The 18,771-nt window shown below is 69.7% G+C and carries 15 protein-coding genes; 7 read left to right on the top strand and 8 right to left on the bottom strand.

What is annotated here, in order from left to right; genetic code table 11:
- Positions 1–19: 19 nt before the first annotated feature.
- Positions 20–862: a class I SAM-dependent methyltransferase gene (locus ACIQMR_RS33105; protein WP_401395276.1), complete on the bottom strand. Its 843-nt coding sequence runs from the start codon at positions 860–862 to the stop codon at positions 20–22.
- Positions 863–994: 132 nt separating this feature from the next.
- Here ACIQMR_RS33105 and ACIQMR_RS33100 point away from each other — a divergent pair, with 132 nt between their 5' ends.
- Positions 995–2,239, top strand: a complete 1,245-nt coding sequence (locus ACIQMR_RS33100) for an RNA-guided endonuclease InsQ/TnpB family protein (protein ID WP_401395273.1) — start codon at positions 995–997, stop codon at positions 2,237–2,239.
- Between the two features lie 17 nt (positions 2,240–2,256).
- Here ACIQMR_RS33100 and ACIQMR_RS33095 read toward each other — a convergent pair whose 3' ends face one another.
- Together ACIQMR_RS33095 and asnB are read right to left on the bottom strand one after the other, a co-directional pair.
- A complete protein-coding gene (locus ACIQMR_RS33095; RefSeq protein WP_401395270.1) occupies positions 2,257–3,540 on the bottom strand; it encodes an O-antigen ligase family protein in 1,284 nt (427 codons plus the stop codon).
- A 75-nt stretch (positions 3,541–3,615) separates the two neighbouring features.
- Positions 3,616–5,535: an asparagine synthase (glutamine-hydrolyzing) gene (gene asnB, locus ACIQMR_RS33090; RefSeq protein WP_401395267.1), complete on the bottom strand. Its 1,920-nt coding sequence runs from the start codon at positions 5,533–5,535 to the stop codon at positions 3,616–3,618.
- A 166-nt stretch (positions 5,536–5,701) separates the two neighbouring features.
- Between asnB and ACIQMR_RS33085 the strand changes: the two genes are divergently transcribed.
- Complete coding sequence (locus tag ACIQMR_RS33085; RefSeq protein ID WP_401395265.1) at positions 5,702–6,295, top strand: low molecular weight phosphatase family protein; 594 nt, start codon at positions 5,702–5,704, stop codon at positions 6,293–6,295.
- 15 nt (positions 6,296–6,310) lie between these two features.
- Here ACIQMR_RS33085 and ACIQMR_RS33080 read toward each other — a convergent pair whose 3' ends face one another.
- A complete protein-coding gene (locus ACIQMR_RS33080) occupies positions 6,311–8,179 on the bottom strand; it encodes a DUF4012 domain-containing protein (RefSeq protein WP_401395262.1) in 1,869 nt (622 codons plus the stop codon).
- 123 nt (positions 8,180–8,302) lie between these two features.
- Complete coding sequence (locus ACIQMR_RS33075) at positions 8,303–9,247, bottom strand: LPXTG cell wall anchor domain-containing protein (protein ID WP_401395259.1); 945 nt, start codon at positions 9,245–9,247, stop codon at positions 8,303–8,305.
- Positions 9,248–9,638: 391 nt separating this feature from the next.
- Here ACIQMR_RS33075 and ACIQMR_RS33070 point away from each other — a divergent pair, with 391 nt between their 5' ends.
- Together ACIQMR_RS33070 and ACIQMR_RS33065 are read left to right on the top strand one after the other, a co-directional pair.
- Positions 9,639–10,205 (top strand): DUF429 domain-containing protein, encoded by a 567-nt coding sequence (locus tag ACIQMR_RS33070; RefSeq protein WP_401395256.1) that lies wholly within the window; start codon positions 9,639–9,641, stop codon positions 10,203–10,205.
- Positions 10,206–10,226: 21 nt separating this feature from the next.
- Positions 10,227–10,847, top strand: a complete 621-nt coding sequence (locus tag ACIQMR_RS33065; protein ID WP_401395253.1) for an L-threonylcarbamoyladenylate synthase — start codon at positions 10,227–10,229, stop codon at positions 10,845–10,847.
- 136 nt (positions 10,848–10,983) lie between these two features.
- Here ACIQMR_RS33065 and ACIQMR_RS33060 read toward each other — a convergent pair whose 3' ends face one another.
- Positions 10,984–12,012 carry a serine/threonine-protein kinase gene (locus ACIQMR_RS33060; protein WP_401395250.1) on the bottom strand — a complete coding sequence of 343 codons (1,029 nt, stop codon included), beginning with the start codon at positions 12,010–12,012 and terminating at the stop codon, positions 10,984–10,986.
- A gap of 162 nt (positions 12,013–12,174) precedes the next feature.
- On the opposite strand from ACIQMR_RS33060, the gene ACIQMR_RS33055 reads away from it, so the two are divergent.
- Both ACIQMR_RS33055 and ACIQMR_RS33050 read left to right on the top strand, forming a co-directional pair.
- Positions 12,175–12,615 (top strand): GNAT family N-acetyltransferase, encoded by a 441-nt coding sequence (locus ACIQMR_RS33055; RefSeq protein WP_401395247.1) that lies wholly within the window; start codon positions 12,175–12,177, stop codon positions 12,613–12,615.
- 231 nt (positions 12,616–12,846) lie between these two features.
- Positions 12,847–14,931, top strand: a complete 2,085-nt coding sequence (locus ACIQMR_RS33050) for a neutral/alkaline ceramidase (protein ID WP_401395244.1) — start codon at positions 12,847–12,849, stop codon at positions 14,929–14,931.
- A 173-nt stretch (positions 14,932–15,104) separates the two neighbouring features.
- On the opposite strand, the gene ACIQMR_RS33045 is transcribed toward ACIQMR_RS33050, so the two are convergent.
- Positions 15,105–16,019, bottom strand: coding sequence for a S1 family peptidase (locus ACIQMR_RS33045; RefSeq protein WP_401395242.1), 915 nt, complete (start codon positions 16,017–16,019; stop codon positions 15,105–15,107).
- A 705-nt stretch (positions 16,020–16,724) separates the two neighbouring features.
- Positions 16,725–17,618, bottom strand: coding sequence for a UbiA family prenyltransferase (locus ACIQMR_RS33040; RefSeq protein WP_401395239.1), 894 nt, complete (start codon positions 17,616–17,618; stop codon positions 16,725–16,727).
- A gap of 76 nt (positions 17,619–17,694) precedes the next feature.
- On the opposite strand from ACIQMR_RS33040, the gene ACIQMR_RS33035 reads away from it, so the two are divergent.
- Entirely contained in the window at positions 17,695–18,768 is a 1,074-nt protein-coding gene (locus ACIQMR_RS33035; RefSeq protein WP_401395236.1) for a type III polyketide synthase, read from the top strand.
- The last annotated feature ends 3 nt before the right edge of the window (positions 18,769–18,771 follow it).

Genomic DNA, 18,771 nt, shown 5'->3' with positions numbered 1-18,771 from the left:
ACCGCGGGCCCGGGTTCGCTCACCCGTCGGCGCGCGAACCCAGAGTGAAGACGAACTCGTTGCAGCCGAGCCCTCCCCTGCAGGTCTTCAGATGACGCAGCTCGAAAGCGCGCTCCCGGCAGAACGAGAACACCTCCTCGGGCGTCGCGACCTCGAACGGGTAGCCTCCCACCCAGTCGACGAGGTCGTGCTTGCGCGACATGCCCCGGGCACGGGGGACGGCCCCACTCGCCGGGCCGCGTCCACGAGCCACGTTCAACAGGACGCGGGCCGGATAGTTCCTGCTCAGGTAGAGCACACTGCCGGACAGCAGAAGGCGCCGCGCGAGAGGCCCTGACTGGTTGTAGCGCCGCTTCACCTCCGTCCAGACCCGGCTCTCCAGCCCCTGGTCGTTGTAGATCGACACGAACAGCGTTCCCCCGGGGGCGACCAGTCCGCACGCGGCGTCCATCGCCTTCCAGAGCGAGCCCGTGTGATGCAGCACCCCCCACGAGTAGACGATGTCCGCCTTCCCCTGCCGCTTCACGAAATCAGGATCCAGGATGGAGGCGCAGCACACGCTCCAGTCCGTGTCCGGCGCGAACTCCTCACGCAGCTTCTGTGTCGTCCTGACCGAGTCGGGGTCGAAGTCGAACGACCGGACCCGAGCGCCCATGCGCACGGCCGCGAGGGAGAAGAGTCCGCTCCCGCAGCCGATGTCGAGGAAGTTCCGCCCGGTGAGATCGGAGGTGCCCAGCGCCAGTTCGAGCGATCTTCTGGCGGAGGTGATGCGCGCTTCGTCGACCAGCTGCCCGAACTGATGCCAGTTCTGGCCGAAGGCGAAACGCCGTCCTTGGCTGATCTCGGTCTCGCAGTCGATCATCGGGACCCCTTCGTGGATACCCCGGCCTTCAGGACGGGGAGGAATCGAAGCTCCGCGTGAGCGGGGCAGGGATAGCCGCTTCGCCCCCTGGGGCGGAGCGGCGTTGTCAGTGGCGGCCGGTACGTTGATCACATGCATCTGCGGTACTCCTTCCGGATCGAGCCGACGCCGGGTCAGCGCATCGCGCTGGCCCGTACGTTCGGCTGCGCCCGGGTGGTCTACAACGATGCGCTTGCCCTGCGGAAGGCCGGCTATCAGGCGGACAAGTCCCGTATCGCGACGGGTGTTCTGGCCCGGCAGGTGATCACGGAGGCGAAGCGGACACCCGAGCGGGCATGGCTCGCGGAGGTGTCCGTGGACGCCTTGCAGTCCTCCATCAGGGATCTCGACACCGCGTATGCGAACTTCTTCGCGTCGGTGACAGGCAAGCGGCGTGGGCGCCGTATGGGCCTGCCCCGGTTCAAGAAGAAGTCCGACAACCGGCAGTCGGTCCGGTTCTCGAAGAACGGGTTCCGGCTGCGGGACAACGGCCGGTTGAACCTGGCCAAGGTCGGTGACGTGCGGGTCCGCTGGTCCCGGCCCCTGCCCTCGGCCCCCTCGTCGGTGACCGTGATCAAGGACCCGTCCGGCCGGTACTTCGCAAGCTTCGTCGTTGAAACGGAGCCTGAGATCCTGGAACCCGTCGCCGCCGAGGTCGGTATCGACCTCGGGCTGACGCACTACGCCGTCCTCTCCGACGGCACGGTGATCGACAACCCCCGGTTCCTGCGACGGGCCGAACGCAGGCTTCGCAAGGCGCAGCAGACCTTGAGCCGCAAGGCGAAGGGATCGAAGAACCGGAACAAGGCCCGCATTCGCGTTGCCCGCGCCCACGCCCGGGTGGCTGACGCTCGCCGGGACTGGTGCCACCAGACAGCTTCGCGACTGGTCCGCGATAACCAAGCGGTCTACCTCGAAGATCTGGCGGTCTCCGGCCTCGCGCGCACCCGTATGGCCAAGTCTATTCACGATGCTGCGTGGGGCATGTTCCGGCGTGTCCTGGAAGACAAAGCCGCCCGCGCCGGTCGGCATGTCGGTGTCGTCTCGCGCTGGCTGCCGTCCTCCCAGACCTGCCATGTGTGCTGGGTCGTGGACGGAAGGAAGCCGCTGCACGTGCGCACCTGGCGGTGCGAAGGCTGCGGTACTGAGCATGATCGTGACCTCAATGCGTCGCGTGTGATCCTCGCCGCCGGACAGGTGGAGAGGCTAAACGCCCCTGGAGGGCCGGTCGGACCTGGCACGGAAATCCCGCGCCAGGCACGGCCCGTTGAACGGGGAACCCACCCGAAGCCTCAGCCGGTCACCACCGGCGGGCAGGCGGGAATCCCCCTCCTTTAGGTGGGGGAGGATGTCAATCAGGTCTTCCTTACTGAGGAGAGGATGGGGGTTGGCGCAGGGTCCGGCCGACTACTGCGCGCCGATCGAGCGAGCAGGCAGCCCAGGGAGACCCAGAACGGGGCGGACACGACGAGATTCGTCAGGGTGTTGGCGAAGAGCAGGCCCACCGCGGTGGCCACGCCCAGCGCTTGAAGAATCGCCAGGTCCGGAGTGCGTCGGCGGGCGAGGCCGAGCCAGAGCAGGGCCACGAACAGGACGAGCGCCCCGACTCCGGACTCGGCCGCCAGCCTCAGGTACTCGTTGTGGGTGTTGATGTAGATGCCGAGGTCGGACGATGTCCGGGCGTACTCGGGGAACATGCCGTACCCGATGCCACGGACCGGATGGTCGAAGGCGACACGTGCGGCGACCCAGGCGGCCCGCTTGCGCACGTCGGTGTTCGCCGTGAGTTCGGCGGACGACCGGTCTCCCGTCAGACTGTTCCCCACCTCGTCCAGACTGCCCGGCAGGACCATGGCGACGCCGAAGATCGACAGCGCGATGAGGACCTTGTGGCGCAGCGGTCGGCCGGCGAGCACGACGCACGCCACGCCTGCCGCGACCATCAGGAAGGCGCCCCGCGATCGTGTCTCGAGGATCGCGGTGGCACAGGGCAGTGCGGGCAGGAGCCACAGCCAGGACCGGTTGAGTCGTGCCAGGCCCACGGCGGCGACGAGCGGGAGCGCCAGCAGGGCACCGATGTAGTTGGGGTTGAGGGCGAGCCCGGTCAGGCGGCCGGCGGCGTACTCCTCCTGGAGCAGAAGGTATCCGGCGACCGCCGCTCCCGAGACCGCGACGACCTGCGCGATGCGTCGGGGGTCCGCGGGCGCCGCGGCGGACACCGCGAGGAGGCAGAGCCCCACGAGCAGCACCACGTAGCTCTTCCACGGCCGCTCCGTCGTCACCGTGAACTGCGGCAGCAGATAGCTCACCGTGACCGCGAAGATGAGGAGCAGGAGCACGGCCAGATCGACGCGCGGCCGAAGGCCCTTCAGCATGACCCGGAACAGGAGGACGGCGACGGCACCCGTGACCAGCACCACCGCCGCCGTGCCGCTCGGCTCGGCGACGGCCGCCACCGGGACGAGACCCAGGAGCATCACGAGGGCCAGGTCCGGGCGCGGCCAGACGAGCAGGGCGAAGCAGGTCACCACGGTCGCGGCGGCGGTCGCCGCACCGTGGAACAGCACCAGGTACACGACGGCCGGCACTGCGGCCACCAGGCACAGCCCGCCGAGGACGACGGCAGCAGGCGATCTCATTCGCTGCCCACCGGATTGACCATCACGCACTTCCTTCGCGGTGCCGACGACATGCCGGAGTCCTCGTATCCGGGATCAGCCGATGTGCCGCAGGGTTTCCCCGGCGGCCGACGGAGCGTCGGTCAGGGGCTGGTCGACGAATCGGCGGTGCCAGAGTTCGAACTGCATCAGCGCCCACAGACGTCTCGTGTGGTTCGCGCCGGCCTCGTGTTCCTCGAGGAGGGTCCTCACGGATTCCGGGCGGAAGAATCCCCGCGACCTCGCCGTCCCGTCGGTCAGGACGTCCCATGCGAGATCCTTCAGCTCGGTACGGAGCCAGTGACCGAGCGGAACTCCGAAGCCCTGCTTCGGGCGGTACAGCACCTCGGGAGGGAGCCAGTCCTCCAGCGCCTTCTTGAGGAGGTACTTGGTCGTGGATCCCCGTACCTTCAGGGTCGCGGGCAGCCGTGCCGCCCACTCCATCAGCCGGTGGTCGAGGAAGGGGGAACGCGCCTCCAGCGAATTCGCCATGGTGGTGATGTCCACCTTCACCAGGAGATCGCCGGGCAGATAGGTGTTCACGTCGACGTCCATCAGCTGGTTCACCAGGCTGTCCGCACGCGAGGCACCGAATGCCCGGGCCATCAGGTCGTAGCTGTCGGTGCCCGACAGCTCCCGGCGCATCGATTCGGTGTAGAGGTCGTGTTTCTGCTCGGGGGTGAAATAGGACATCATCCGGGCGTAGCGGCCCGGCAGGGTGTCGCCCAGCATCGTGAGGGCGATTCCCGCCTTCCGCAGGGGTGTGCGGGTCGATCCGTTCTCCAGAAGCAGTCGGCCCAGGCGCCCGAGGGGGGGATGAACGGATCGTGGGGCCCGGTACCGCGCGGTGCGGGCCATGAGCGCGTAGCGGGTGTAGCCACCGAACGACTCGTCACCGCCGTCGCCGTTGAGGGCGACGGTGACGTGCCCGCGGCTCAGCTTGGCCACGTAGAACGAGGGGATGGCCGACGAGTCGGCGAACGGCTCGTCGAAGTACCAGGCCAGTGTGGGGAGGATGTCCAGCGCGGACGCGTTCACGACGAACTCGTGGTGGTCGGTCCCGTACTGATGCGCCACGACCCGGGCGTGCGCCCGTTCGTCGAAGCGGGCGTCGTCGAAACCGACGGCGAAGGTCTTGACCGGCCCCTCGGCGGTCCGCGCCATGGCGGCGACGACGGCGGAGGAGTCGACGCCCCCGGACAGGAACGCGCCCAGGGGCCTCTCGGCCACCATACGGATCCGGGTGGCTTCGAGCAGGAGTTCGCGGGTGCGTTCGGCTGCCTCCGGCTCGCTGACGGGCCCGGCGGGTGTGAAGTCCAGTTGCCAGTAGCGCCGTACGTGCACGCGGCCGCTCTGCCAGGTGAGCAGATGTCCGGGCGGCAGTTTCCGGATCCCGCGGAAGATCGACCACGGCGCGGGAACGTACTGGTAGGTCAGGTAGTGGTGGAGTGCGACCAGATCCACCTCCCGGCGGTCCTGGTCCACCACGGTCAACGCCTTGAGCTCGGAGGCGAACAGCAGGGATTCGCCGGTGTCCCGGTAGTACAGCGGCTTCTTGCCGACCCGGTCGCGGGCGAGCAGCAGCCGACGGCGCTTCACGTCCCACAGGGCGAAGGCGAACATGCCGCGCAGATGGTGGACGAGGTCCTCTCCGTGCTCTTCATAGAGATGCACGATGCCTTCGCTGTCGCTGTTGCTGCGGAACCTGTGGCCACGGCTGATCAGCTCGCCGCGCAGGTCCGCGAAGTTGTAGATCTCGCCGTTGAACACCGCGACCACACTGCGGTCCTCGTTGAAGACGGGCTGGTTTCCTCCGGCCACATCGATGATCGCGAGCCGCCGCATACCGAGGGCGACGTTCTCACCGGTGTAGAACCCGTCTCCGTCCGGTCCACGGTGGGAGAGGATGCCGCACATCTCCTGGACGATCGCCGGATCGGGAGTTTCGGTCGTCGCGATACCGGCTACGCCGCACATCTGCCCTCCTGCGCTTCACGACACGTTGAGTGGACCAACGGCACCATAACGACATATTGATCACATATCAGGCGACCCGCAGGTCATGACGTCATGACGTCCCCGACTGCAGGATCACGAAGCCGGACACTGATGAAATCGGTATGCTCTGGGCAATACTGACATCATGTCCGATTCCGACAGTCATACCGGCGCTCCGCGCCCGCCCCGGTTCCGGGTGCTCACGGTGTGCACCGGCAACATCTACAGGTCGCCGTTCGTGGAACAGCTGCTGCGGGCCGGGCTCGCCGCGGAGCGGGAGACGATCCACGTGAGCAGCGCCGGTACGGCGGCGGTCCCTGATGCGCCGGTGTCGGACGCGGCGTACTGCGTCGAGGGATGGGTGACGGACGTCTCCGCGACGATCCCCCGGCGGCTGACCGCCGGGCTGATCGACGCGTCGGACCTGGTGCTCGGAGCATCGACGGAACATCGTGAGGCCGCGGTACGGCTCTCCCCCGTACGGGCGCTGACGCGCGCCTTCAGCCTGCGGGAGTTCGCCCGGCTGGTCAGCGCGGAGGACGGAGCGGGCGTCGTTGATCCGGCCGCGCGGTTCACCGCTCTGGTCAAGGGTGCGGCGACCCGGCGCGGCACGGCCGGGGCGCACGGCGACGACGACGTGGCCGATCCGCTGGGCGCGAGTGCGGCGGAGGTGCACACGTGCGTGGCGCGGATCGAGGAGTCGGTCGCGCGGATCCTCGCCGCCGTGCGGGCCGGCTGAGCGGGTGGGACTTCCTCAGGAGTCGCACGCCGGGTAGGGCTCGACACGGGCCCGGAGCGGGGTGACCAGCGACTGGCTCAACAGCACCGGGGGCCGGTCGGCGGCCGGTTCCCGCAGCCGGAAGGTGAGGGTGCGGCTGCTCTGCGCGGGCAGCTCCAGGTCCACGGTGTAGACCGGGTGGCCGCGTTCGTAACCGCCGTGCACCCTGGTGGGACGGCCGTCGACGGTCACGCTGTCGAGCAGGGCGTCCTGGCTCGCGTAGTACGAGACGAGCAGCCGGTTGTCTCCCGGTCGTGTGGAGTAGCGGGGCTTGTCGCCGCGTTGTGTGACGTACTCCGGGAGCCCTGACGCCGGGGCGTCGTTGGTGAGCGTGACCCGTGCGGTGACGAAACGGCCGTCCGAGGTGCACCTGCCCGGGATCCAGCGCAGTTCCCGTTGCAGGTAGTAGTCGAGCTTTCCCCCGGCGGCGTTGTTGACCACCACTCCGGCGAAGGGGCCGGTCGTCGCCAGCAGCGTGCCGCTCAACGGGTGTTCCGCCAGGAGCGCTTGTTCCTCCCCGCGGGCGCTCCACGCCTTCAGGCGTTCCTCCTTGACGATGTCGTAGCCGGCCATGATCAGCCCGGGCAGGGTGCCCGGGTCGTCGAGCGCCGTCACGAGTCGGTCCGCGGCGGTGCGAGCGACGTCCAGGAGGAATGCCTTGCGCTCCGCGCTGTCGGGGTAGCGCGCGTATCCGGTGCGCTCGGCGAGGTCCAGGGCGTTGTCGGCGGTGAGTTCGGTGCCGTCGGGCATCTGTCCCGGACCCGTCGCCCGCAGCAGCCGGGCCAGTGCGCTGGGGTCGAGGGCGACGGCGCCGTCCACCTTCTGGCCGCTGTACTCACGCCAGGTCGATGCCCAGATCCGGGCCGCGTTGGGGAAGTGGGGGCTGACATTCGAGTTGGCCCAGGTGTCGACGGGGTCCATGTGACCGTACTGCTTCGTGTACTCGGCTCCCAGATCGAGCGAGGGCTCGACCTCCGCCAGCATCGTGTCGGTTCCGAAGGACTCGAAGGCGAGTTGTCCCTTGTGGACGGTGAGGGCGGCGAACGCGCCGGGCAGGCCGCCCGTGCCACGGGCTTCGGCGGTGTTCTGGAACACCACGAGATAGCGTCTCGGCTCCTGCGCACCCAGCATCGGCGGAAGCACCTTGGCCGCCACGGCGGCGTCGGACATGGCCGGTGCGATCCGGTCGAGCTGCCCTGCCACCTGCGTCCGCGCCCGGTCCGCGGCGGGCAGCCAGGAACTGCGTGGCAGTTCATGGGCCTCGCGGCGCATGTCGGCGGCCGCCTCCGCCGCCCGTTCGAGATCCGGAGCCGTGTCACCCAGCGCGGACAGGACCTCGGGAACGCTCTGGTGGGTGGCGTTCGCTCCGTGTCCCGGAGCCATGCGCATCACCGGGGGCAGTACGTCGTGCGTCAGCCGGTCGGCGACGTCCGCCAGACCGCGCACCGTGTCGAGGGGCCGGCCGAAGAAGGGTACGTGCGCGGCGAGGTACCAGGCGGGTCCGCTGCTGAGGCTGTGTGCCCGGTCCGCGTGCAGGGCCGCGGAGTCCAGGGCCGCCTTCCGCTCGTCCTTGTGCCGGTCCGCCGCAGGACCGGGCTGCCCCGCGGCCCCGGTGACCGACAGCCGCAGTGTGTCCAGTGACCGCTGGGCGGCGACGAGTTCGGTACGCGCCAGCACGGCGGTGACCGCGATCCAGCCGGCCCCGATCAGGCAGAGCACGGCGACGCCCGACAGGACATGCACGGCTCTGCGCCGTGAGGACGGATCATGGCGGCCCCACGCGACCGTCGCCGAGTGCCACCATCTCTTCCACGCGGCCACGGGGCTCGTGGGACGTGTCCTCACCGGGTGCTCCTCAAGTGAATCGGGACAGGGAATGAACGGGCCGTCGCACCAACAAGCAGGCAGTCTCCCGGACAGCGCGCTGCTGTTCGGGAGACTGCCGGTACTGCTCGGTGCAACCGGGCGTCAGTTGCTCTTCTGAGCGGCCGTACGCCGCCGCTTCACAAGGACCAGCGACCCGCCGCCGAGCAGTACGAGACCGCCCGCCGCGGTGAGCATGGCCACCGTTCCGTCCGAGGAACCGGTCGCGGCGAGCGACGAGCCGTCGTCGTCGGACGACTTGCCGTTGCCGTTGTCGTCGGAGTCGTCGTCGTCTCCGTTGTCGTCACCGTGGTCGTTGTCATCGTCGCCGTGGTCGTCACCATGGTCGTCGCCGTGGTCGTCGTCACCGTGACCGGACCAGCCGTGGTCACCGTGCTCGTTGCCGGGACGCCCGTGGTCGTCGTCACCATGGTCCCCGTCGTCACCGTGGTCGCCGTCGCCGCCGTGGTCGCCGTCGCCGCCGTCCTTGGAGATGTTCACGCGCACGGACTGGTCAAGGCCCGTCGTCAGACCTTCGAGGTGGAAGTCATAGTCGCCCGGCCGGGTGCCCTCGGGAATGGTGACCGTTCCCTCCACGCGGCCGGTCTCGTCCGCGGGGAAGAGGCCGAGTTCCACGACCGGCCGGCCGTCGTCCCCGTTGGGAGGCGCGGTAGTGGTGGTCGTGGGTGAGGGCGAAGTCGTGGTCGTGGGCGACGGCTTCGGCTTGGACGTGGGACGGTCCGCCGGGAGGGCTCCCGGGAGAGCCCCCGGGAACGCGGCCGCTCCTCGCTGTGCGGCGGAGTTCGCCGCTCCGCCGGCGCCCGCTCCGTCCACGGGGAAGAGGCGTGCGCGTGTCTGCTCGTTCTCCCCGTACCCGGTACCGGTGAAGTCGACCTGATCACCGGGGGCCAGGGTGATGTCGTCGACCTCGAGGGTCGGGGCCGGCGGGTACTGCGCGAACGCCGGCTCGGCGGCGATGAGCGGAGCTGCGACGAGGAGGCTAACGGTGGAGGCGGCCAGGGCGACTCGCCATCCGGAGCGTCTGGGCATGGTTTCGGGCTCCTTCGGAAGACGCTTGATCAGAGATGAGCGTTCTGTTGTCGATATGAGGTCGAACCGCGTTGCAGGACCGGCTGGTCCGCCGTGTCCGTTTCGCGCCGTGGTCGTGTGCTTCCGCACACCGACCCGGTCTGTGTTCGCATTCGAAGGCACACAATTGCGTCTGCCGTCCAAGCATCGGCATCCATAGACGTGGAGCGCTCCGTCCAAACAGCCACACCACAGGGCTCCGCAGGACGGCGTACGAGGTGCACTCGTGTGGCCCTCATCGCTCGCACGCGCGGCCCTCGTCTGTTGCGATTCGTCGCGCGTCGTCGTACCGGAACGCGGGCGGCGAGGACTTCCGCACCGACAGCAGTCGTGTTCGGGGAGACTGACCGGCATGGGTGAATGCGAGGTGGTCCTCGGCATCGACGCGTGCCCCGGCGGCTGGGTGGCGGTCGAACTCCGTGACGGCCTCTTCGCCGGCGCGAGCATCGCCACCGGTCTGCGCTCCCTGCTGCGAGGACCCGCCACCGGCCCGGGCGGTGTCGTCGCCGTGGACATGCCGCTGGGGCTTCTCGACACCGGCTGGCGACGGCTGAGCCGCCAGAGCTGGGGGCTCGCCGCCAAACTCCGTGAGGCGAACGACTGCCTCGCCGATACCGGAGGGGAACGCCTCTTCGAAGTGCACCCGGAGGTGTCGTTCTGGGCACTGAACGACCGGACACCGCTCCCGCACCGCAAGAAGAGCTGGTCGGGGCAGATGACCCGCCGCTCGCTCCTCGCCGCCGCCGGAATCGTCCTTCCCGACGACCTCGGCGAAGCGGGACGCGCCCAGCCGGACGATGTACTGGACGCGGCAGCGGCCGCGTGGAGCGCCCACCGGATCGCTCAGGGGCGCGCCGGATGCCTGCCGGACCCGCCCCAGTGCGACGAGCGGGGGCGGCCGATCGCGATCTGGTACTGACGCGGCGTCTAGACTCGGCGGATGGCCAAGTATGTCGACGTGCACCCCGAGAATCCCCAGCCGCGCAACATCAGCAGCGTGGCTGACAGCATCCGCTCCGGCGCGCTCGTCGCGTATCCGACGGACTCCTGTTACGCACTGGGCTGCCAGCTGGGCAGTCGTGAGGGCCTCAACCGGATCCGGTCGATCAGAAACCTCGACGACCGCCACCACTTCACCCTGGTGTGCCAGAACTTCGCGCAGCTGGGTCAGTTCGTGCACATCGACAACGACGTCTTCCGCGCGATCAAGGCGGCAACGCCCGGCAGTTACACCTTCATCCTGCCGGCGACCAAAGAGGTGCCGCGGCAGCTGCTGCACCCGAAGAAGAAGACGGTCGGCGTCCGCATTCCCGACCACACGGTCGCGCAGGCACTGCTCGCCGAACTCGGTGAGCCCCTGCTGTCCAGCACGCTCCTCCTGCCGGACGAGGACGAGCCGATGACACAGGGCTGGGAGATCAAGGACCGACTCGACCATGTGGTGGACGTCGTGGTCGACTCGGGCGACTGCGGCACGGAGCCGACCACGGTCATCGACTTCTCCGGCGGCGAGGCCGAGATCGTACGACGAGGGGCCGGCGACACCACGAGGTTCGAGTAGCCAGGGACGCGAACGGGGACGGCGCCGCTGACGGCCGCGGTCCGCAGGTCTCGGACGGCGGCCGCCGTTCCGCATGCCGCCCGTGCACGCTCCGCGCGGCAGACCGCAGGAGCGCCCAGGGACACGGCCGCGGCGTTCAGCGGCCGGGCGGGCGGACGAAGACCGGGCGGGCCCAGGCGGGCGGTTCCGGCGGCGGACCGGTGTCCTCCGGGACCTCGACGAGTCCGGTCACCACCTGTGTCGGCGCATGGCCGCGCCTGGCCACGACGGCCGCCGGCGCCGCGGTGGCGGCCTCGCGCAGCGCCGCGACGAACTGCAGACAGGAGTCGTAGCGGTCGTCGGGGACCTTCGCCAGCGCCTTCGCCATGACCTCGTCGGCAGCCGGGGGGATCTCCGGCCGGTGCTCGGTCAGCGGCGGCGGCTGGTCGTACTGGTGCGCCCACAGCAGCGCCACGTCCTCGTCACGCTGGAAGGGCGGCCCTCCGGAGAGGGACTCGTAGACGACGCAGGCGAGGCTGTAGAGATCGCACCTGCCGTCCGTCGGGCGGCCGGAGATCTGCTCCGGTGCCACGTAGTCGAGCGTGCCGACGAACTCGCCCACGGTGGTGAAACCGGTGAGCGACAGCGACTTCTTCGTCAGTCCGAAGTCCGTGAGATAGACGTGCTCCGGGTGGTCGATGTCGGTGCCCTTGGCGACCAGGATGTTGCCCGGCTTGACGTCCCGGTGCACCAGATCGTGTTCGTGGGCCGCGTCCAGCGCGGAGGCCACCTGAGCGGCGATACGGACGGCGGTCGCGACGGGCAGCGGGCCGTCGCGGTCCAGCAGGGCCCGCAGGTCGAGACCGGCGACGAAACGCATGGCGATGTAGAGAACGCCGTCGGTCTCACCGGCTTCGAAGATCGGCACGATGTGCGGATGGTCGATGGCCGCCGCCACTCGTGACTCGTGGGTGAAGCGGCGGCGGAAGGTGTCATTGCGGGCGAGCTCGGGAGCGAGCAGCTTGAGCGCGACGGTGCGGTCCAGGCGCAGGTCCTTCGCGCAGTAGACGACGGCCATGCCGCCGCGGCCGATCTCGCGCTCCACCCGGTAGCCCGCGATCTGTGCCCCGATCAGGCCGGAGGGCCTGCCCGAGTACAGGCTCATGTCGTCCGACGCCGGTGCCATCAGAGTCCACCATCGGACGGCTGTCCGTGCAGGGGCCGCTCTCCCATGTCCGAATTCTATCGAGTGGTCCATATGTATGCTCGGGCACGGAACGTGACCGACGGTGCGAGGGCGCGGCAAACCGAGTTGACGACGCGTCCCGGGCTCCGGTTGTCTGCTGCGATGTCTGATCTTCGCTTCGAGCAACCGGTCGACGACGCCACGCTCAAGGACTGGCGGCACGTCCACAACGTGATCATCCCGACCCATGTCCTGTCCCTGGACGACGTCCGCGAGCGGGCAGGGCGCAATCACCTCGAGGTCGCGTATCTCGGAGACGTGCTGGTGGGCTGCAGCACGGTGCGCCCGCCCGAGGACGACACGACGACCGCCACGGTGATCGCCCGTGTCCTGCCCGCGCACCGTCGGCAGGGGTTCGGCGAGAAGCTCTACGTACGCGGACTCGACCGTGCGCGGGAGCTCGGCGGCGAGGCGATCGAAACCGTCATCCTCTCGTCCAACGAGGACGGTGTGCGGTTCGCGCGGCGGCACGGTTTCGTGGAGACCGAGCGCTATCTGCTGCCCGGGGACACCATCCCCTGGATCACGTTGCGCCTCGCCTGACGCCGGCCGGAAGGACGGAGCGGGCAGTGCCCGAGGCGTGCCCGAGGCGCACGGGCGGCGTCCGGACGAGCGCGGAACCCGTGAACTACTCGCGGGTAGAGACCTCTTGCGGCCTGGTGATCGCAGCCCTAGTTTCGGGGCACTGCGCGCCCGGTGCACCACAGCACCGCTCGGTGAGCCGCCGGCCGGTTCCGGGCGTTCATGGACCACCCCCCACCTCCAGGAGGTTCCATGCGCTCCACCCGCAACGGCTCCCACCGCACACTTCTCGTCGTCACCCTCGCCGCCGTGCTGGGTCTGACGTCCGCCGGCGTCCCGGCTTCCGCATCGGCCGCAGGTGCGGGCACGGGCCCGGGTTCGGCCGATACAGGCGCGGACAACTACCTTGTCGGGCGCGGCATATCCGACGTCACGGGTGAGGCCGCCGAGACCGGCATGATGGGCTACTCCAGTTTCGACCAGAAGACGTCCGGGATCCACCAGCGTCAGAGGTCGCGCGCCTTCGTCGTCGTCGACCGGTCGAGCGGCAGGCGTGTGGTGTACGTCAACGCCGATCTGGCGATGATCTTCCAGTCCGTGCAGCAGGGTGTCGTGGCACGTCTCAAGGCGCGGTACGGGCAGCTGTACGACGAAGGGAACGTGCTGCTGTCCGCCACGCACACCCACTCCGGGCCCGGCGGCTACTCGCATCATCTGGCCTACAACCTCTCCGTTCTCGGCTTCCAGGACGCGACGTACCGTGCGATCGTCGACGGCATCGTCGAGTCCGTCGTCGAGGCGCACGAGGACCTGAGGCCCGGCACCATCGGCCTCGGCGCGGGGACGCTCAACGACGCGAGCGTGAACCGCTCCCGTGCCGCCTTCGACCGCAATCCGGCCGGTGACCGGGCCGCCTTCCCGGACGGGATCGACCCCGCCATGACCGTCCTGCGGTTCCGGCAGGGCGGCCAGGACGTCGGCGCCATCAGCTGGTTCGCGACCCACAACACGTCGATCACCAACAAGAACACGCTGATCAGCCCCGACAACAAGGGCTACGCCGCCTACTCCTGGGAGCACGACCACGAGGACGTGCGGTATCTCGACAACACGCCCGGGTTCGTGGCCGCGTTCCCGAACACGAACGCGGGCGACATGTCCCCGAACCTCAACCTGAAGCCGGGGTCCGGTCCGACCGAGAACGAGTTCGACAACGCCCGCGTCATCGGCGAGCGCCAGTCCGCGAAGGCCCGTGAGATCTACCGGACCGCCACGACGCCGCTGACCGGCAGCGTCGACTCCCGCCTGGTCTACGTCGACATGGAGAACGTGACCGTGGGGGGAGCGTTCACCCCGGACGGCAAGGAGCACCGCACCTGTCCGGCCGTGGTGGGGGCGTCCACGCTCGCCGGCAGTGTGGAGGACGGACCGGCGATCCCCGGGTTCACGGAGGGCATGCGCAATCCGGTCTCGCACATCATCGACGCGCTCAAGGTCGACACGCCGTCGTGGCTGGCGAGTTGTCAGTACCCCAAGGCGAGCCTGGTCCCGACCGGGCTCCTGAGCAACCTGTATCCGGTCACTCCCAGGATCCTGCCGCTGCAGATCGTCAAGATCGGCCGGCTCCATCTCGTCGCGGGGCCGGGCGAGTTCACGATCACGGCCGGTCTGCGCGTCCGGCGCACGGTGGCCGAGCAGCTCGGCGTGCCGGTCGGCGACGTCCTGCTCCAGGGGTACGCGAACGCCTACAGCCAGTACGTGACGACGCCGGAGGAGTACGACGCCCAGCAGTACGAGGGCGGCTCCACCCTCTACGGTCGCTACACGCTGCCCGCCTACCAGCAGGAGTTCGCGAAGGTGGCGGCGTCGCTGCGGGCCGGCACCGCGATCGGGCGCGGGACCGCTCCCCCGGACGAGTCGGGGCGTCAGTTCACCCTGCAGACGGGCGTCGTGTACGACAGTCCCCCGATGGCCAGGTCCTTCGGTGACGTCCTGACAGGGCCTGCGGCGTCGTACGAGCGGGGCGGGACGGCCACGGTGGAGTTCGTCACGGGACACCCGAAGAACAACCTGCGCCGCGGCGGGACGTTCCTGGAGGTCCAGCGCCTCGTCGACGGCCGCTGGGTCCGTGTGCTCGACGACGGCGACTGGCAGACCACCTACCGCTGGACGCGGGTGAACGGCCTCACGGGAACGTCGAAGGCCACCATCACGTGGTCCATCGACGCGGCCACCGCGCCGGGAACCTACCGGGTGGTGCACTTCGGGGACGCCAGGAACCTCTTCGGAAAGATCACGCCGTTCACGGGGACGTCGCCCGCGTTCACGGTGCGCTGAGGACCTGCGGTGAGGACGGAGAACCCCGGGCCGATCGGGGGGCCGGGGGTGTGAGGGAGCCGGGGGTGTGAGGGAGCCGGCGGTCCGCGCGAGGCGGACCGCCGGCCGGTGGTGCGTGAGTGCCGGAGCTCCTGGATCCGGCGGAGCTGCCGGGTCTGCTGGATCTGCCGGGTCTAGAAGACGCTCACTCCGTAGGCGCCGAGCGCCTCGGTGACGGGCTGGAAGAAGGTGGTGCCGCCGCTGGAGCAGTTGCCGCTGCCACCGGAGGTCAGGCCGAGCGCGGTCGACCCGGAGAACAGAGGGCCGCCGCTGTCGCCCGGTTCGGCGCACACGTTGGTCTGGATCAGGCCGGAGACGATGTCACCGCCGCCGTAGTTGACGGTGGCGTTGAGGCCGGTGACGCTGCCGCCGTGCAGACCGGTGGTGCTTCCGCTGCGCTGGACGGACTGGCCGACGGAGGCGTTGCCGGCGGAGGTGATGTCCCGGTACGTCCCGTTGTACAGGTAGACGCGGCCGTCCGCGGCCGAGGCGTTGGCGTGCCGGATGATGCCGTAGTCGTTGCCGGGGAAGCTCGTCCCGGTGCGGGTGCCGAGCAGGGTGGTGCTGGAGGAGTTGGTGTACCAGGTGCTGCCGATGTTGGTGCAGTGACCGGCCGTCAGGGCGTAGTAGGTGCTGCCGCTGCGGACGTTGAAGCCGAGCGAGCAACGGCCACCGCCGGTGTAGATGGCCTCGCCGCCCGCGATGAGCTTGTTGAAGGTGCCCGGTGTGCGCTTGATCTCGAGAGCGGCGGCGCGGCTGCCCGCCGCCTCCTTGAGTTCGGCCAGCTCGGCGGCCGAGACGGTGGAGTCCGCGGTGACGACGAGCTTGCCGGACTTCGCGTCGGTGTACCAGGCGGTGCCGGGGACATCGGCGTCCAGCACCGCGCCGCTCACCTCGGCGAGCTGGGCGGCGGTGGCCGGCGCAGGGGTGGCGTCGGCTGCCGCGCTCGGGGCCGCAAGCGCGACCGCCGCAAGGAAGGCGGAGGCAACGGCGGTCAGCCGTGCGCCTCTTGCGACGCGGGCGTGGGGGGTGAAGCGCTTGATGTTCACTACATCCTCCAGTGGGGGTTTCTGAGGACCCGTTGGGTGGACGGGTCCCGGCATCTGCCCGGAGGCGGCGACGGAGGACGAACACTCCTCCGCCATGCCCCTGACAATGCCTTGGCTACGGATCCTGACTTCCGGTTGAGAACTCGACAAGATCGCCTTTCGGCCGCTCTACGCGCGTCCATCGGGAAGATCGCGGAGAAGGATCCTTGCGGGGCCGGACGTTGCCGGGCTTCCGCTCAACGCTTCGGCCGGTTCCGTCGCGTCGCCCGCCGGCGAGCGGAATCTACGATTCATTTGCTATCCGGGAATCGGGCTGCCCTCGGTGCCGGGCCGACGGCGCCGCCACGGGGAAGCGATGCGCGGGAACGGGAGGGAGAGCGCTTGCCGTTGAGGCAGTTCAGGGTTCAACCGGCCGTCCGTGCACAGGTGCTGTGCAACACGGCTGAAACCTTGCGGTCCTCCCCCGTCACCCCTCCGGACCCGACCGGTTGCAGTGGCTTCCGCAATCTGGACGGCCCCGGCCCGGCCGGCTCGTCACCCGCACAGTGTCGATCATGGCGTGATGCAGACGGTGAAGGTCCGGTGGAACGGACCCGCCGCGCGCACCCGGACGCCCCTCGGGCCACCCCCTTATGCGTCAATCACTCCCGTTCGCCCGAGCCCCACCGGTGTCCGGTTTCCATCGCCCCTCTCTCAGGCCTGCCGTCAGGCGATGGTGGTGCTGAGCACCAGCAGATGGACGACATCGGCAGCGGCGATGCCGATGACGGCCAGGAACGGCAGCCGCGCGTCGGCGTCGCGGACCGGGCGCGCGAGTGCCAGGGCGCAGAGCAGCACGGTCATGGAGAGCACAGCCCAGCCGGGCCGCGTCACCGGTCCGTCGGGCGCGACGAGCAGGACCAGGGACGAGGCCAGAACGAGGACGGCCGCGACACACACCGATCGCCGCCGGCCGAGCCGCTGGGGCAGGCCGTTCACCCCCGCCGCGAGATCGTGGTCGATGTCGGGCAGTACGTTGACGAAATGCGCGCCGGTGCCGAGCAGGGCGGCGGCGGCCATCAGCCAGAGCGGCGGCCAGGGACGGCCGGGCAGGGCGAGGGTGACGAACGCGGGGAGCAGACCGAAGGCCAGGGCGTACGGCAACCAGGAGACGACCGTGCGCTTGAGGCGGAGGTTGTACCACCAGGCCGCCGCCACACCCGCGAGATGGACGCTGCCGGCGAGCAGGCCGCACGCCATCGACAGCGTGACGCAGAGGACCAGGGCCGTGATCGCGGCTACGGACACCGCGGTGGGTCCCGTCTCCCCGGTCATCAGGGGCTTGTCCCTGCGGCCGGCCGTGCCGTCCCGTCGCATGTCGGCCCTGTCGTTGCACCAGCCGACCGACAGCTGTCCGGTGGCCACCGCGCCCACCGCGACGGCACCGGCCATGAGACCGCGTCCGCCGACGGCCGTGATCAGGGCGGCCATGAGGACGCTGACGGCCGCGGCGGGCAGCGGGTGACACGCTTTCAGCAGGCCGGTGACCGTCCGGTACGAGGAGACCGGCGGCAGGAGCGGGGCGTCGTCGCCGATGATGGTGGCGGTGGGGAGCTTCACGTCACCACGCTAGGTCACGACGCGCCCGATGGGGTCGTTTCGTTACGTTGTGTCAGATTGCTTCTATTTTGAGGCAATGACTCGTGTTCTGGCCGTGAGTACCGTGCTTCCGCCTCATCGCTACTCACAGGCCGAGATCACGGATGAGCTGACTCGCCGGCTGCCTCCCGGAACCGATCCGGGTCTGCTGCGGCGCGTCCACTCCTCCGTCCAGGTCGACGCACGGCATCTCGCGCTGCCGCTGGACCACTACGGCGAGCTGGGCGGCTTCGGACGGGCCAACGACGCCTATCTGGAGGTGGCGTCCGAGCTCGGAGTGCGGGCCGTCGAACTCGCCCTGGCCGAGGCCGGGCTGGCACCCGAACAGGTCGATCTGGTGCTCTCGACGTCCGTGACGGGTCTGGCCACGCCGTCACTGGACGCCCGGGTCGCCGCCGCGGTCGGACTGCGCCCCGACGTCAAACGCCTGCCGCTCTTCGGTCTCGGCTGCGCCGGGGGCGCCGCGGGCGTGGCCCGCGTCCACGACTATCTCGCCGGCCGGCCGCGGGACGTGGCGCTGCTGCTGTCCACCGAGCTGTGCTCACTCACGCTGCAGCCTGCGGACACGTCGATGGCGAACCTCGTCGCCGGGGCGCTCTTCGGTGACGGCGCCGGAGCGCTGCTGGCGGCGGGCCGCGAGCACCCGCTTCATCGTGAGGCCCCGCGTGCGGGTTCCGGCCCCGTCGTCGTCGCCGGCCGCAGCCGCCTGTATCCGGGCACGGAGCGCCTGCTGGGATGGGACATCGGTGAGTGGGGCTTCCGCCTGGTGCTCGGCAGGGATCTGCCCGACGTGATCAGACTCCATGTGGGCGAGGAGATCGCCTCGTTCCTCGCCGCGCACGACCTCAAGCCACCCGACGTGACGGCCTGGGTCTGCCATCCGGGCGGGCCCAAGGTCCTCGACGTCCTCGGTGACGTCCTCGAACTGCCCGACGACGCCTTCGCGATGAGCCGGCGTTCGCTGGCCCGCGCGGGGAACCTGTCGTCGGCGTCCGTCCTGCACGTACTGCGGGACACCCTCGACGCCGGGCCGCCGGAGCCCGGCTCCCCCGGGCTGATGCTCGCCTTCGGGCCCGGATTCTCCTCCGAACTCGTCCTGCTGCGCTGGTGAGCC

The sequence above is a fragment of the Streptomyces sp. NPDC091376 genome (assembly GCF_044757085.1).
GTDB classification, from domain to species: Bacteria; Actinomycetota; Actinomycetes; order Streptomycetales; family Streptomycetaceae; genus Streptomyces; species Streptomyces pratisoli.
The sequence above is the reverse complement of the archived record's forward strand: the minus strand, read 5'-3'. Positions and strand labels throughout refer to the sequence as shown.

Excerpts from the sequence above, each read along its gene's own strand:
- ACIQMR_RS33060 (WP_401395250.1), bottom strand. The coding sequence starts at position 12,012 with ATGGCACCGGCGTCGGACGACATGAGCCTGTACTCGGGCAGGCCCTCC.
- ACIQMR_RS33095 (WP_401395270.1), bottom strand. The coding sequence starts at position 3,540 with ATGAGATCGCCTGCTGCCGTCGTCCTCGGCGGGCTGTGCCTGGTGGCC.
- ACIQMR_RS33065 (WP_401395253.1), top strand. The coding sequence starts at position 10,227 with ATGGCCAAGTATGTCGACGTGCACCCCGAGAATCCCCAGCCGCGCAAC.
- ACIQMR_RS33035 (WP_401395236.1), top strand. The coding sequence starts at position 17,695 with ATGACTCGTGTTCTGGCCGTGAGTACCGTGCTTCCGCCTCATCGCTAC.
- ACIQMR_RS33100 (WP_401395273.1), top strand. The coding sequence starts at position 995 with ATGCATCTGCGGTACTCCTTCCGGATCGAGCCGACGCCGGGTCAGCGC.
- ACIQMR_RS33105 (WP_401395276.1), bottom strand. The coding sequence starts at position 862 with ATGATCGACTGCGAGACCGAGATCAGCCAAGGACGGCGTTTCGCCTTC.
- ACIQMR_RS33075 (WP_401395259.1), bottom strand. The coding sequence starts at position 9,247 with ATGCCCAGACGCTCCGGATGGCGAGTCGCCCTGGCCGCCTCCACCGTT.
- asnB (WP_401395267.1), bottom strand. The coding sequence starts at position 5,535 with ATGTGCGGCGTAGCCGGTATCGCGACGACCGAAACTCCCGATCCGGCG.
- ACIQMR_RS33050 (WP_401395244.1), top strand. The coding sequence starts at position 12,847 with ATGCGCTCCACCCGCAACGGCTCCCACCGCACACTTCTCGTCGTCACC.
- ACIQMR_RS33055 (WP_401395247.1), top strand. The coding sequence starts at position 12,175 with ATGTCTGATCTTCGCTTCGAGCAACCGGTCGACGACGCCACGCTCAAG.
- ACIQMR_RS33070 (WP_401395256.1), top strand. The coding sequence starts at position 9,639 with ATGGGTGAATGCGAGGTGGTCCTCGGCATCGACGCGTGCCCCGGCGGC.
- ACIQMR_RS33085 (WP_401395265.1), top strand. The coding sequence starts at position 5,702 with ATGTCCGATTCCGACAGTCATACCGGCGCTCCGCGCCCGCCCCGGTTC.